A 14,444-nucleotide genomic window follows, 5' to 3' on the forward strand; every position below is an offset into this window, starting at 1 on the left:
GACACGGATTCACCGCGGCTTCCAACAAGCTGAAGCAGAGCTAGAAAAAATGTTTGAAAGATTAACAAATTAATAAATCGATTTTATAGAAGGAGTACTTCATTTACACATAATTATTGACACTCCCAGAGTTCCAAAAAAATAATGACGAAAGTTTAATACAATTAATGTATAGTTAATATATTTATTCTATACTTTATTTCTAATCGTGTTAAAATATACTTCGTTACTGAGAAAGCGAGGTGCTGATGAATGTGTGATTTATTATATAACGTCAAACAATTATTGAATGAATGGCCCGAATGGTTTAAGAGTAAGCGTATTTTACTTGCCGTCTCTGGAGGCATAGATTCAATGGTATTATTGACAATCATGCTTCAAATAAATGAACAATTACCAAAAGAAGAAAGAAAAGAAATAATTGTTGCCCACTTTAATCATCGATTAAGAGAAGAAAGTGACCAAGATGCCCAATTGGTAAAAGAGTACGCCCAAAAGTATAAGTTAACTTACTTTATTAGTCACTGGGACAAACCAGCTTCAGTGAATGTTGAAGCCAATGCGAGAGATGCTCGTTACCAATTCTTTGGAGATATCATGGTTAAGACAAATAGCGATACCTTAATGACAGCACATCATTTGAATGATTTAGGTGAAACCGTATTAATGCGTTTAATCCGAGGGACTTCCTTACGAGGTGTTCGCGGAATTCGCTCTAACTACCAACGTATATTGACTACTTCGACGAAATATTCGAAGTCTGTTCGTGTCTTAAGACCACTAAGTTCAACTAAAAAGGAAAAAATCATTGAATATGCTAAAGAACATCATATCCCTTATAATGAAGATCAAACGAATACGGATATGACTTATATGCGTAATCGTATGAGATATAAGATGTTGCCTTTTTTTGAAGAAGAAAATCCGCAGTTCTTATCTAATTTACTTCTTCTATCACAGCAGTTGGAGGCAAGCTATGATGCGCACTTCAAGCAGTATTTACAGAAAGAACCCGAACTGTTGATGCAATTGTCACAGGGACGATGGCTTTTATATGTCCCTAAGTTTCTAGAATTATCTGAGGATTTAATGCAAGTATACTTAGCTATTTTTTTGGAAGAAAGACTAATTCACCAAATTCAAACTTATAATAAAGCGGCTGTTAAGCAATTAGAACAACTCATTAGACAAACAGATGCTCCGAATATGTTGATTAATATAGCGAATAACTGGGTGGCATTAAGAGAATACGATTATATTTGGATACAACCTCAAGATTACGACAGTGAAGTAGCTAAGCAAAGTGAGATTAAGATTGAGCAGTTTAATCACTGGTACGAATTGAGTGAGAAAGAATTAGCGGGTGTATTTGATATTGATGCGATTGCGACAGATTTAAAGAAAAATCTGTATGTTGAAATACCTTTATCTTTAGCTGAAGGAAGACCAAGTATAACATTACGCCATCGAAAGAATGGAGACACGTTAACTTTGCGTCGACCGGATGGAACAAGTTATCATAAGAAAGTATCACGAATCATGATCGATCAAAAAATACCAAAATCAAAACGTGAAGATTATTGGGTTATTGAAAATAGTGAAGGGACGATACTAGGAATGTTGCCACCGATTAGTAAGGATAAAACTTACATTAATTTGGAAGAAAAGCAAACTCATGTATTTATATATCAAAAAAGCGAGAATATTTCTTGAAATTATGGTAACATTTACTTCATAACATCAATAATATGACGCTTTCGCTTTTATTTATAAGTAGAAGGATGAGAATCGGCGTTAAGAATAGATGATAATACAAAATAAAGGAGAAACTAAATGTTAGAACAAGACATAAAAGAAGTATTAGTAACCCGCGAGGAGATTCAAGAAACTGTGAATCGCTTAGGTGAACAGTTAACGAAAGAATATAAAGACAAAGAGGTTGTAGTTGTTGGAATACTACGTGGGGCTTCAATTTTTATGGCAGATATTGTTCGAGCAATGGATGTCTATTTAGAGATTGATTTCATGGATGTATCAAGTTACGGTGATGCATTTGAATCTTCTGGAGAAGTAAAAATCATTAAAGATTTAGACACACATCTAGAAGGACGTCACGTTCTAGTCGTGGAAGACATTATCGACACAGGTCGCACATTGAAGTACTTAGTGGATTTATTCAAATATCGTAAAGCTGCATCTGTTCAAGTATGTACGTTATTAGATAAACCAGAGCGCCGCGTAATGAAAGATATTATTCCAGATTACGTAGGCTTAGAGGTACCAGACGAATTCGTGGTTGGATACGGTCTTGACTTTGAACAAAAATATCGTAACTTACCATACATCGGTGTACTAAAACCTGAGATTTATCAATAATTTTAAATTCAATGAAAAAGCAATATTGTAGTGTAAATCCGCTCAATTATGCTATTATAACTAAGATACATAATAATATGTATGCAAGGAGGAGATAGATAAATGAATAATCGAAATCCAAACCCGAATCGTAATTTCTTTCGGGGAACTTTACCCTACATCCTAATATTTTTAGCGATTATTGGTATGTTTCAAGTATTCTCAGGTAACCTAGGTTATGCTGGGCAAACTGAAGAGATATCATCGTCTGAATTTATGAGTGAATTAGAAAGTGGAAACATTGAAACTTTTGAAATTCAAATCGGATCTGGGGCGTATTCAGTTCGTGGGGAATACCGAACGCCTAATGAAACTGTTGAGCAAGAGGAAGATAACTTTTTACAAGTTATACAAGGATCTAATGAAGTAAGTTTATTTGAAACAACTATTTTAGGTAATGATGCAACGTTGAATATGGTGACGGATGTTGCTTTAGAGAATGATACTACAATTCAAACAATTCCGGAATCAAGTGCAGGATTATGGTTAAGTTTCTTACCATTCTTAATCTTATTAATCCCGACATTCTTCTTAATTTATTCAATGACTCAACAAGGTTCTGCCGGCGGAAAAGGCGTGATGAACTTTGGAAAATCTAAATCAAAAGACGTTTCAAAACAAAAAGTCAAAGTACGTTTCTCTGATGTTGCAGGTGCAGAAGAAGAGAAACAAGAATTAGTTGAAGTGGTTGAGTTCTTAAAAGATCCAGATCGCTTTACAAAGTTAGGTGCGCGTATACCCGCTGGTGTTCTTTTAGAAGGGCCTCCTGGTACTGGTAAAACGTTACTAGCTAAAGCTGTTGCTGGTGAAGCAGGCGTTCCATTCTACAGTATCTCAGGTTCTGAATTCGTTGAGATGTTTGTCGGTGTTGGGGCGAGTCGTGTAAGAGACTTATTCGAAAATGCTAAGAAAAATGCACCATCGATTATCTTCATTGATGAGATTGATGCCGTAGGTCGTCAACGTGGAGCTGGTATGGGTGGAGGACACGATGAACGTGAACAAACACTTAACCAATTACTTGTTGAGATGGATGGTTTCGAAGGTAACGAAGGTATTATCGTTATGGCTGCAACTAACCGTTCTGATGTTTTAGACCCTGCTTTACTGCGTCCGGGTCGTTTTGATAGACAAATTCTAGTTGGTAACCCTGATGTTAAAGGGCGTGAAGAAATCTTATTAGTTCACTCACGTAACAAGCAATTAGCTAATGATGTAGATTTAAAAGTAATCGCACAACAAACACCAGGTTTCTCTGGTGCGGATTTAGAAAACTTACTAAACGAAGCGGCTTTAATTGCTGCTCGTGTTGATCATACATCTATCCATGCAGAAGATATTGATGAAGCACATGACCGTGTCATTGCTGGACCAGCTAAAACAAACCGTGAAATGTCAGTGAAACAACGCGAAACCGTTGCTTATCACGAAGCAGGACACACAATTGTTGGTATGGTATTAAGCGATGCGCGTGTCGTTCATAAAGTAACAATCGTTCCTCGTGGACGTGCAGGTGGATATGCAATTATGCTTCCTAAAGAAGATCAATATATCATTACTGAGAAAGAATTATACGAACAAGTTGTTGGTTTACTTGGAGGACGTGCTGCTGAAGAGATTGTGTTTAATCACCAATCAACTGGGGCAAGTAATGACTTCCAACAAGCGACTCAAATTGTTCGTTCAATGATTACAGAATATGGTATGTCTGAAAAATTAGGAACTGTTCAATATGAAGGGAATCAAAAACCTTTTGCTGGCCGTCAATATGGTCAAAGTGTGACATATTCTGAACAAATTGCTTATGAAATCGACTCAGAAATTCGTCGTATTACAGACAAAGCGTTAACTGATGCACATAATATTATTAATGAACACCGTGAACAGTTGAATACTATTGCTGAAAAGTTATTAGAAATCGAAACATTAGATCAAAGAGCGATCAAATCTTTATTCGAAACAGGCGAAATGCCTGCGCCTGAAGATACAGATTCAAAGGATAAACCAGAATTACCAGATGAACCTGATAGCTTCAAAGATGCGAAAGAAAAAGCAAAAGATGATGAAAATCATTCAGATGTTTATGATCGTGCTGAAGAAGAGACAACTTATGTTGAACCAGATGAAGTACCATCTGATGACACAGAAGAAAGAAATTCTCACATTAATCAAGACAGAGATTTATAATTCATGAAAGAAATCGATTATCCATTTTGGATAGTCGATTTTTTTGTTTTTTCAATTTAGAAATATGTTAATAAAAAGACTGATATGTTGGGGTTTCTAACGAAAGAATGTGGGGAAATTGAGAGTGAAACACATATAAAAATTTATAATAAGCAATAAAACACTAGACAAATCGATTATCTTTAGTAAAATGAAAGTAACAAAAAATGATAGCGTTTACAAATTTAAAGTCTAAGGAGAATAAGACAATGAATTTGGATTGGATAAAAACGCGTGCGATTGACACACCTGACAAGGTGGCTGTAATTGATCCTATTAAACAAACGGAATTTACTTATGAACAACTAAATCAACGTGCTGAAATGTTAGCACGACATTTAGTGGAGAATGAAGGAGTTAAACGAGGAGACCGTATTGGTACCTTTGTCCCGAATGATATTGCCATTATTGATTTTCTGTTGGCTGCGATAAAAATTGGGGCTGTTTTTGTTCCACTTAATTGGAGATTAAAACCGATCGAAATTGGAAAAGTAGTTAAAGATGCTGGTTTAGAATATATCGTTTACGCAACTAATCATCTTGAACGACTGACTGAAGTTCCGCAGGAATTTATTAAATACAATGTTGATGGACCGGAATATAATGAAATCGTGAATCTTGAGAATTATACACCATTTGAGAGTGTTAATTTAGACTTACAAGATATCGCTATGTTAATTTATACAAGTGGATCAACAGGGAGACCTAAAGGTGTTATACACACGCATGAAAGTTATTTAAATAATAGTTTTAATCAAAACTTATCTTGGAATATGACGAGTGATTGGAAAACAATTGCGAGTGCGCCTATGTTCCATATCTTAGGTTTTATTGATATTGTTATCCCAATGTTAATGGTAGGTGGAACGGTTGTATTAGAAAGATACTTCAATCATGAGACGATTAATGATTGGATTGTAAAGTATGAACCGACGGTTTTAGTTTTAATTCCAACGATGTATTATGCAATTATTGCTCATCCGGAATTTAAACCTGAGAATGTTATGAATATTGAGTTGCTTGTGTCAGGAGGATCACCGCCATTACCAGCGGTACAAAAAGTATTCCAACAAATGGGTAAAATTATAATTAATGCCTATGGTTTAACTGAAGCACCATTATTAACATTTAATAAATACGAATACGCGGTGAACAACCCACAATCTATTGGTCAAGCGCTAATGTTTGTCGATGCGAAAATTGTCAATGAAGATTTAGAGGAAGTTCCAGTGGGAGACATTGGTGAATTAATCGTTAAAGGTAAAAATGTTACCCCAGGCTATTGGAATTTACCAGAAGAGAATGAAAAAGCCTTTCATAATGGCTTCTTTAGAACCGGAGACATGGGCTTTATTAATGAATTAGGTGAAATAACGATTGTTAACCGCCTGAAAGAATTAATTATTACAGGTGGAGAAAACGTGCTACCATCAGAAGTCGAAGCTATTCTAAGTCAACATCCTCTCATTCGTTCAGCAATTGTCTTAGGATATGAACATCCTAAATTTGGTGAATCTGTATCTGCGGCTATCATGCTGAATAAAGAAGCCCTCGGTTCAGATAATTACAGAGAAGTCTTAGATGAATACTGCTTGAAAAACCTTGCAGGTTATAAAGTACCAAAACTATACTTAGAGATTGATGAAATTCCAGTAAACTCTGTTGGAAAGCCAGATCGTCTAGAACTAGGGAAGATGATGAATGACTATGCAAAATCAACAATAACTGATGAATTGAATATTTAAGGTTGAAGTCCCGGCTGAATAGTCGGGATTTTTTTATGCTGTCTATTAAGTTTACATAATACACAATGATAAACTTCCGCTCAGGACAGCCGTTTACCCATGTAGTTCTTATGAAAGTTATTAGTTGTGCTAATAACTCAACCGTTTAAATGAGCAAAAATAATAATACGCTTCTTTATTAAGCATTCTAATGTATAAGATAAGGTTCCGTTATTTCACGGGGTCTAATTAACAGCGTATTATATGAATTGTAAACGTTATCATTTTTGTGTAAGTAATACATGTTATTGAAAATTTTAGGAGGCAATTAAAAATGGACAACAGAAAAGAAGTATTAAAACAATTATTCCCTGAGGATATTTTAAACATTAGCGAAGGTTTAACAGATGGAGAAGTTGAGTTTTTAAGACAGTTAGTGGAGCTGCTAGAAACAAAGTATCGTCCAGTAGTTAATCAAGCTTGGGTTGATGCTGAAGTGCCAGAAGGATTTTTTGAAGATATCGGTAAATTAGGATACTATACAAACCCCTTATTATTCGAAGGGCGAGAAGGTAAGAAACAAACGAGTCAATTATTCCAATTTTTCTTCGCCTTTGCTATGTCGAGATTCGACGTATCATTAAACACTTTAATGGGAGTTCACTCAGGATTAGGGTTTAATTCTTTCTTATTTGGAGGTAGTCCAGAGCAAGTTCAAAAATATGTCCCTAAATTAGCGAGTCATGAATTACGTACTTGCTTCGCTTTAACAGAACCTGATCATGGATCTGACGTTGCGTGGGGTTTAGATACGACAGCACGTCGTGAAGGTGACAAATGGATTCTTAATGGAGCTAAACGTTGGATTGGTGGGGCATCAGTCGCTGACTTAATCCCAGTTTATGCAAGAGACGAAGAAACAAACAAACCAAAATGCTTTATCGTCAAAGCAGGTCAAGAAGGATTAGATATTGACGTTATTGAAAATAAAATTGCACTTCGTATTGTACCAAACGCAAATATTCACTTAAAAGATGTCGTAGTTGATGAAAGTGATCGTCTACAAAACATCAATAGTTTCAAGGATATTGCTAAAGTTCTTTACTCAACTCGTGCAGGCGTAGCTTTCATGGCGACAGGAGCGATGGCAGGTGCACTTCAAGCAACCCTTAAATATGTAACTGAACGTAAACAATTTGGAAAAGACATCTCAAATTACCAATTAGTTCAAGAGAAATTAGCGATGATGCAAGCAAACGTAACATCTGCAATGGCCCTTTGTTCACAAATTGCTCGCCAACAAGAGAATGGTGACTACAATGAAATCGTTACTTCAGTAGGTAAGATGATTAATGCTCTTCGCTTACGTGAGACTGTAGCAATGGGTCGTGGAATTTGTGGGGGGAACGGAATTGTTGTCGATTACGATATCGCAAGATTCTTCTCTGATGCAGAAGCTGTTTATACATATGAGGGTACACACGAAATTAATGCCTTAGTAATTGGACGAGCAATGACTGGACAATCAGCATTTAACTAATATTTATCAAGTGACAGTCATTTCCAAACAAATTTGGAAATGGCTGAGTCACTTTTAAAGTAAAACGATATATTTTGGAGGGAAATAATAATGACAATTAGAAAAGCAACCGTATTAGGTGCAGGTGTCATGGGAAGTCAAATTGCAGCCCTACTTGTAAATGCAGGGATTAAAGTGCAATTATTAGACGTTGTAATTGACGAAGAAGATCGTAATAAACTATCTAAAGCGGGTTATGACAGAATTACAAACAAAAAGAAATCGATGTTATATGATTTAAATTTCGAAGGGAACTTATCTTATGGAAATTTTGCTGATGATTTAGTGGAACCATCAGATTCAGATATCTTTATTGAAGCTGTTAAAGAAGATATTAAAATCAAGCACGATATTTGGACAAAGATTAAACAGGTCGCTAAAGAAGAAGCAATTCTAGCAACAAATACATCTGGAATCCCAATTGAAGCAATTGCTAAAGTGTTCGAAAGCGGCGAACAAGAACGTTTCTTAGGGATGCATTTCTTCAATCCACCGCGCTATATGAAATTATTAGAAATTATTCCAACGAAGAATACATCTGAAGAAACGGTAGAAGTAGTTAAACAATTCTCAGAAGATGTCTTAGGAAAGGGTGTTGTGATTGCTAATGATGTCCCAGCCTTTATCGCCAATAGAACAGGAACACATGCGATGGCAGACATTATGTACCGTGCAGAGCGTAACGGCTTATCAATTGTTGAGGTGGATGCTTTAACAGGTAAAGCAATTGGAAGACCTCGAACAGGAACTTATGGTTTATCAGACTTAGTCGGAAATGATATTGCTGCCTTTGTTGTAGGTGGATTAATGAAAGATCCTAGTGAGCAACCTTACTTCAACAATTCATCGCTTTTACCAAAACTATTAGAAAAAGGAGCTTTGGGAAATAAAGCAGGTTATGGATTCTACAAAAAAGAAGGACGTAAACGTCTAGTATTAGATCCCGAAACTATGGAGTACGTCGAGCCAAGCAAACCTCAATTAGAAATATTATCTCATTTTGGACGTGACTTAAAAGAAAACTTAGATGTTATCTTTAATGCAGAAGACAAAGCGGGTAAATTCTTATGGAAAACTTTGAGAAGCACATTTTTCTATGCGGCAAATAATGTTCCTAAAGCGGCAAAAGATTATAAAGACATTGATCGTGCAATGGTTTGGGGCTTTAACTGGAAAGTCGGACCTTTCCAACTGTGGGATTTAATGGGCTTTGACCGTGTGAAAGAAAGAATCCAAGCAGAAGTAGGGGAATTACCTGAATGGGTAGCAAATAGAACAGAAAGCTTCTATAAGGAAGGCGAAGTACTTGAAAATATTACACCGATTGAAGATCGTATAGAGAAAGAAATTTGGAAAGATGACGATACAACATTAAGTGTAATAAACACGGATCAATTATTATTCAAGTTCCATACACCAAACAACACCATTGATGAAGGATTAACAAAAGGGCTGATAAAAGCTGTAGACGAGTTAGAGTCAGGTCATTATTCTGGAATGGTTATTTACTCGGATGGACCACATTTTAGTCCGGGAGCTAACTTGAATATGATGAAGAAAGCCATAGAACTCGAGGAAGTCGATACTTTAATAGGTAAAACAATAAGCGAGTTACATGAAGCAGTGAACCGCGTTCGCTACAGTAGTAAACCGATTGTTACAGCAGTTAGAGGACGCGCTTTAGGTGGTGGAGCCGAACTAATGTTAGCCTCTCCTTATGTTGTAGCAGCGGCAGAAAGTTATATCGGTTTAGTTGAAGTCGGTGTAGGACTTATTCCTGGTGGCGGCGGCCTAGCAGAATTAACAGAACGCGTGATGACTCGAGACGAGCAAAAAGCAAGTAAGATGAAGACTTTAGGTGCAGTTATTACACGTATTGCATCTGGAGATGTTTCAATGAGTGCTTATGAAGCCCGTCGTAAATATTACTTAAGAGGGTCAGATGACATTATTATGAATGCGGATAAAGTTGTGGACGTAGCCATTGAGAAATTAACTTATTTAACTAAAGTAAATTACATTCAAAGAACAAAAGTTAACTTCCCAGCCTTAGGAACAAACTTTAAAGCAGTGGTCGAAGGGCAATTAGATTCAATGCGCCTAGGACACTTTATTAGTGATTATGACATGGAGTTAGGACTTGCGATTGCAGATGTAATGACAGGTGGAGAGCTCCCAGAAGGAACCTATGTTAATCAAGAATGGTTACAACATCTTGAGAAACAACATTTCCTAAAATTAAGTAAAAATCAAAAGACATTCGAACGAATTTCGCATATGTTACAAGCGCGCAAACCGTTAAGAAATTAATACGGAAACTTGAAAGGAATGAATTAATTATGCAAGATGCTTATATCGTTGCTTATGGACGTTCGGCTATTGGAAAAGGAAAAGCGAATGGAACCCTTGCCAACGACCGTCCAGATGATATTGCAGCTGAAGTATTAAAGGGTGTCATCGATCGTGTTGATGGCGACTTTGATCCAGCGCTTATCGAAGATGTGATTGTTGGTTGTGCCTTCCCAGAAGGAATTCAAGGTATGAATTTTGCTCGTACGATTGCTTTAAGAGCAGGATTACCTTACTCTGTTGCAGGACAGACAGTGAACCGTTACTGCTCATCAGGATTACAAACGATTGCCATTGCTGCAAATGCCATTATGGCTGGTCAATCAGAAGTATTGGTAGCAGGTGGAGTTGAGTTCATGAGTTCAGTCCCAATGGGAGGCAATGAAGTAACAAACAACCCTACACTACAAGCAGAAGATTCAGGTGTTTCGTATCCAATGGGACTCACTGCTGAAAATGTCGCAACTAAATATAATGTCACTCGAGAAGATCAGGATGAATTTGGAGTGCAAAGTCATCAACGTGCACATGCTGCACAAACAGAAGGACGCTTTGATGATGAAATCATCCCCGTAACAACACATAAAGTTGAATACACAAAAAATGGACCTCAAGTTAAAGAGGTAAAATTCGACAAAGATGAAGGAATTCGTCCAGAATCAACAACTGAAACTTTAGGGAAACTAAGAACAATCTTTAAAGCAGACGGATCTGTCACTGCAGGAACATCATCGCAAGTAAGTGACGGCGCAAGTTTTGTTGTCATCATGTCAGGCGAAAAGGTAAAAGAATTAGGCATGAAGCCAATCGCCCGCTTTGTTGGTTATAAAGCTGTAGGAGTCGATCCGAAATATATGGGGATCGGACCAGCCTATGCTATTCCAGAAGTTTTAGAATTAACGGGCTTAAAACTAGAAGATTTGGACTTAATCGAATTAAACGAAGCCTTTGCTTCTCAAGCGCTAGCTTCAATTCGTGAATTAGGAATAAACACAAATATTACAAACGTTAACGGAGGAGCAATTGCTTTAGGACATCCACTGGGTGCAACCGGAGCCGTGCTGACATCACGCTTATTAGCCGAGATGGGTAAACGTAAAGGTTCGAAATATGGAATGGTATCAATGTGTATCGGAGCCGGTATGGGTGCTGCAGGTATTTTTGAATATATTCATTAGTACTAAACCTTAATCAATGAAAGTAAGGAGATAAGTAATGTATCAAACGATTCTATACACAATAGAGAACCAAGTCGCGACCGTTACAATTAATCGAGAAGAGTATGGAAATGCTTTTTCAGAAACGACGTATCAAGAAATTATTGATGTAATGGCAGATATCGATCAAAATCCAGAAGTAAAGGCGGTTATCTTAACAGGTGCAGGAAAGTATTTCTGTGCAGGAGGAGATGTTAAATACTTCCAACACCTCATTGATACCGGACAAGGAATACCAGAAGACGGTGTCCTTAAAACAGGAGAAATGGTTCGAAGTATCCGACAAAATTAAAAACCCGTGATTGCAGCCATTAATGGTGTGGCTGCAGGAGCAGGCTTAGGACTCGCATTATCATGTGATTTCATTGTGATGGGGACTCAGAGTCGCTTACTTACGGCGTTTATTAATATGGCTTTCCCGGGAGATACTGGTTTGATGTACAATTTACAACAAGCTTTAGGATCATACCGAACGATGAAACATATTATGTTGAATGAACCGATTGATGCGGAATTGGCAGTCGAATATGGCCTCGCTTATAGTAAAGTTGCAGATGAAGATTTACTTGATGAAGCCCAAGCATTAGCTCAAAAGCTAGCTCATGGGCCGACTCAAACAATAGCGCACCAAAAAGCATTATTAGCGAGTATCTTATATCCTCAAATGGATGATACGAACCTTTTAGAAGCGAAGTATATGAGGGCTAGTTCGTTAAGTGATGATCATTCTGAAGCGGTTGCAGCATTTTTAAGTAAAAGGCAACCAAAATTCAAAGGAAATTAGTATTGCTGTGATACACTGTAAGCATACAATACTATCCAGATATATTAAGAATTTGAGGTGCTTAGAATGATGGAAATTAGTCAAATGCAATATTTTGTAGAAATTGTTCAATCAGATTGTAACCTGACTGTCGCGGCTGAGAATTTATATGTTTCTCAGTCAGCGTTGAGTCAGTTTATTAAAAACTTTGAACATCAACAGGGAGTTTCTTTATTCAATCGAAAAAATGGGCGAATTGTGAATGTTTCTGATTCTGGAATGCATGTGTATCAATCAGCATTAAAAGTATTAAATCAATATAATGGACTTGAACATGTCATTGAAAGAGAATCTTTATTCCAAAAAGGGACGATAAAAATTGGGATTCACCCAACGTATTTACGTTTTTTCTTTAATAAGTTTATACCTCGCTTTCTGATAGAGAATCCAGATGCACATATCGAAATTGTTGAAGCAGGCACGAATGAATTACAACAGATGCTAGAAGATAATGTTATTCATATCGCAGTTCTAGCACCGCCGAAAGATTTTAATACGTCAAAATATGAAGTACATCCCTTAGTTCGAACTGAAGTGGTCGCCTTTATGGGACCAGATCATCCACTCGTTACAAAACGTTTACTAAAATGGAACCACTTAGACAGCTATCATTATGTAACCTATAACAAAAAAGATGCCGTCTATTATTTTGTAGAAGACAAATTAAAAGAAAATAACAGTACAGCAAAGCAATTATTTACCTCAAGTTCTTGGGATTATATGATAGAAACAGTGATCTACAACGAATTAATCGCTCTTTTACCGACAGTTTACTTTAGTATGTTTATTTCAAGACTAAACCAAATGGGTGTAGTAGAAAAGCGTTTTGAGGATCCAATTCCGTATATCCCGACATTAATGCGAGAGAAGAAGAAGCATTATTCTAAAGTGGAAGATTTTGTTTTTCAATCTATATATAATAATTTCCATTTTGAAAATGATACATTAAAATACGATTTTTTATTAGATGATTAGATATGAGCTAGGAACGGGTAACAAAACTTAACAGGAAATAGTTTGTTATTTGTTTGAAATCATCGCTCTATCATCATCGAAAAATGAAGGAGAGATGATTCGATGCAAACAAGAGTCACTGAACTATTAAATATTAAGTACCCAATTATTCAAGGAGCCATGCAATATATGTCGCTAGCGGAGTTAGCTTCAGCGGTATCTAATGCAGGGGGATTAGGAATTGTTCCAGCGATGGCTTTTCCAGATGTTGATGCCTTGCGAGAAGAAATTCAAAAAGTGCGCAGTTTAACTGATAAGCCTTTTGCCTTTAATATTTCTTTAGTGCCAGAAGTTGTGATGCCAGCGGTCATTAATGATTATATTCAAGTATTAATTGAAGAAAAGGTACCGGTTGTTGAAACCTCAGGACAAAGACCGGACAAATTCATTAAACCACTGAAAGATGCAGGCATTATTGTCATCCATAAAGTAACGTCAATTCGACACGCTTTAGCGGCTCAATCCGATGGCGCGGATATCATTACAATGGTTGGAGCAGAAGGCGGTGGACATCCAGGCTTAGATCAAGTCAGTGGTCAAATCCTTTGGGCAAAAGCAGCTGAAGAATTGGATGTACCTGTTCTTGCAGCTGGAGGGATTGTTGATGGTAAGAGTATGTATGCTGCCATGGCATTAGGAGTGGACGGTGTGTTAATGTCCACTCGGTTCCTAGCGACGCCTGAAGTGAATGCATCTGATGCTTATCGCCAAGCCCTATTATCCGTTCCAGAGTATGGGACAGTCTTAACAATGAAGTCACTTCGCAATGCGATGCGCGTCGCTAATAATAAGATGGCTCAAGATATTCTTAAAGCAGAAGCGAATGGAGCGACTTTAGAAGAGTTGATGCCATTAATTTCAGGTAGACGCTCTTATGAAGCGATGAAAGATGGGGATATCGATGGTTCACAGTTAAGTATGGGACAAGGTATTGGTCGAATCCATGAGATTAAACCGGTATCAGATATCTTCACTGAAATGCTCAAAGACTTTAATCAAGTGCACACACGTATGACACAATTAAATTCAAATTAAGCGAATTAAAGGTCAACTAAATAAAAATTCATTGAGTAGACTGAGTGGCAACCACTGAGTCT

9 protein-coding genes and 1 pseudogene are annotated in these 14,444 nt (G+C 37.0%); all 10 read left to right on the forward strand.

Features of this window, described 5'->3' with window-relative positions; all coding sequences use genetic code 11:
- Positions 1 to 252: 252 nt before the first annotated feature.
- The 10 genes and pseudogenes from tilS to ACEN4N_RS05855 all read left to right on the forward strand — a co-directional run bounded on the left by tilS (position 253) and on the right by ACEN4N_RS05855 (position 14,382).
- On the forward strand, positions 253 to 1,713 hold the full coding sequence (gene tilS / locus ACEN4N_RS05810; RefSeq protein WP_407090461.1) for a tRNA lysidine(34) synthetase TilS: 1,461 nt from the start codon (positions 253 to 255) through the stop codon (positions 1,711 to 1,713).
- A gap of 120 nt (positions 1,714 to 1,833) precedes the next feature.
- Positions 1,834 to 2,376 carry a hypoxanthine phosphoribosyltransferase gene (hpt, locus tag ACEN4N_RS05815; RefSeq protein ID WP_338490008.1) on the forward strand — a complete coding sequence of 181 codons (543 nt, stop codon included), beginning with the start codon at positions 1,834 to 1,836 and terminating at the stop codon, positions 2,374 to 2,376.
- Positions 2,377 to 2,478: 102 nt separating this feature from the next.
- Positions 2,479 to 4,602, forward strand: a complete 2,124-nt coding sequence (ftsH, locus tag ACEN4N_RS05820; RefSeq protein ID WP_338490006.1) for an ATP-dependent zinc metalloprotease FtsH — start codon at positions 2,479 to 2,481, stop codon at positions 4,600 to 4,602.
- A gap of 248 nt (positions 4,603 to 4,850) precedes the next feature.
- Complete coding sequence (locus tag ACEN4N_RS05825) at positions 4,851 to 6,386, forward strand: class I adenylate-forming enzyme family protein (protein ID WP_407090460.1); 1,536 nt, start codon at positions 4,851 to 4,853, stop codon at positions 6,384 to 6,386.
- 313 nt (positions 6,387 to 6,699) lie between these two features.
- Positions 6,700 to 7,905 carry an acyl-CoA dehydrogenase family protein gene (locus tag ACEN4N_RS05830; protein WP_407090459.1) on the forward strand — a complete coding sequence of 402 codons (1,206 nt, stop codon included), beginning with the start codon at positions 6,700 to 6,702 and terminating at the stop codon, positions 7,903 to 7,905.
- A 90-nt stretch (positions 7,906 to 7,995) separates the two neighbouring features.
- The gene (locus ACEN4N_RS05835) at positions 7,996 to 10,254 is read left to right on the forward strand and encodes a 3-hydroxyacyl-CoA dehydrogenase NAD-binding domain-containing protein (RefSeq protein WP_407093876.1); all 2,259 of its coding nucleotides are present in this window, start codon (positions 7,996 to 7,998) and stop codon (positions 10,252 to 10,254) included.
- A 29-nt stretch (positions 10,255 to 10,283) separates the two neighbouring features.
- Positions 10,284 to 11,471: a thiolase family protein gene (locus tag ACEN4N_RS05840; RefSeq protein WP_407090457.1), complete on the forward strand. Its 1,188-nt coding sequence runs from the start codon at positions 10,284 to 10,286 to the stop codon at positions 11,469 to 11,471.
- A gap of 37 nt (positions 11,472 to 11,508) precedes the next feature.
- Positions 11,509 to 12,294: pseudogene (locus tag ACEN4N_RS05845) on the forward strand (enoyl-CoA hydratase/isomerase family protein).
- A gap of 66 nt (positions 12,295 to 12,360) precedes the next feature.
- Positions 12,361 to 13,308 carry a LysR family transcriptional regulator gene (locus ACEN4N_RS05850; protein WP_407090455.1) on the forward strand — a complete coding sequence of 316 codons (948 nt, stop codon included), beginning with the start codon at positions 12,361 to 12,363 and terminating at the stop codon, positions 13,306 to 13,308.
- A gap of 102 nt (positions 13,309 to 13,410) precedes the next feature.
- Positions 13,411 to 14,382, forward strand: a complete 972-nt coding sequence (locus tag ACEN4N_RS05855; RefSeq protein ID WP_407090454.1) for an NAD(P)H-dependent flavin oxidoreductase — start codon at positions 13,411 to 13,413, stop codon at positions 14,380 to 14,382.
- Positions 14,383 to 14,444 lie beyond the last annotated feature (62 nt).

This window comes from Ruoffia sp. FAM 20857 (genome assembly GCF_045528645.1).
Classification (GTDB): Bacteria; Bacillota; Bacilli; order Lactobacillales; family Aerococcaceae; genus Ruoffia; species Ruoffia halotolerans.

What these genes read in the sequence shown, in the direction of transcription:
- ACEN4N_RS05835 (WP_407093876.1), top strand. Translation starts at nt 7,996, where the DNA reads ATGACAATTAGAAAAGCAACCGTATTAGGTGCAGGTGTCATGGGAAGT.
- ftsH (WP_338490006.1), top strand. Translation starts at nt 2,479, where the DNA reads ATGAATAATCGAAATCCAAACCCGAATCGTAATTTCTTTCGGGGAACT.
- ACEN4N_RS05825 (WP_407090460.1), top strand. Translation starts at nt 4,851, where the DNA reads ATGAATTTGGATTGGATAAAAACGCGTGCGATTGACACACCTGACAAG.
- ACEN4N_RS05855 (WP_407090454.1), top strand. Translation starts at nt 13,411, where the DNA reads ATGCAAACAAGAGTCACTGAACTATTAAATATTAAGTACCCAATTATT.
- ACEN4N_RS05830 (WP_407090459.1), top strand. Translation starts at nt 6,700, where the DNA reads ATGGACAACAGAAAAGAAGTATTAAAACAATTATTCCCTGAGGATATT.
- ACEN4N_RS05850 (WP_407090455.1), top strand. Translation starts at nt 12,361, where the DNA reads ATGATGGAAATTAGTCAAATGCAATATTTTGTAGAAATTGTTCAATCA.
- ACEN4N_RS05840 (WP_407090457.1), top strand. Translation starts at nt 10,284, where the DNA reads ATGCAAGATGCTTATATCGTTGCTTATGGACGTTCGGCTATTGGAAAA.
- tilS (WP_407090461.1), top strand. Translation starts at nt 253, where the DNA reads ATGTGTGATTTATTATATAACGTCAAACAATTATTGAATGAATGGCCC.
- hpt (WP_338490008.1), top strand. Translation starts at nt 1,834, where the DNA reads ATGTTAGAACAAGACATAAAAGAAGTATTAGTAACCCGCGAGGAGATT.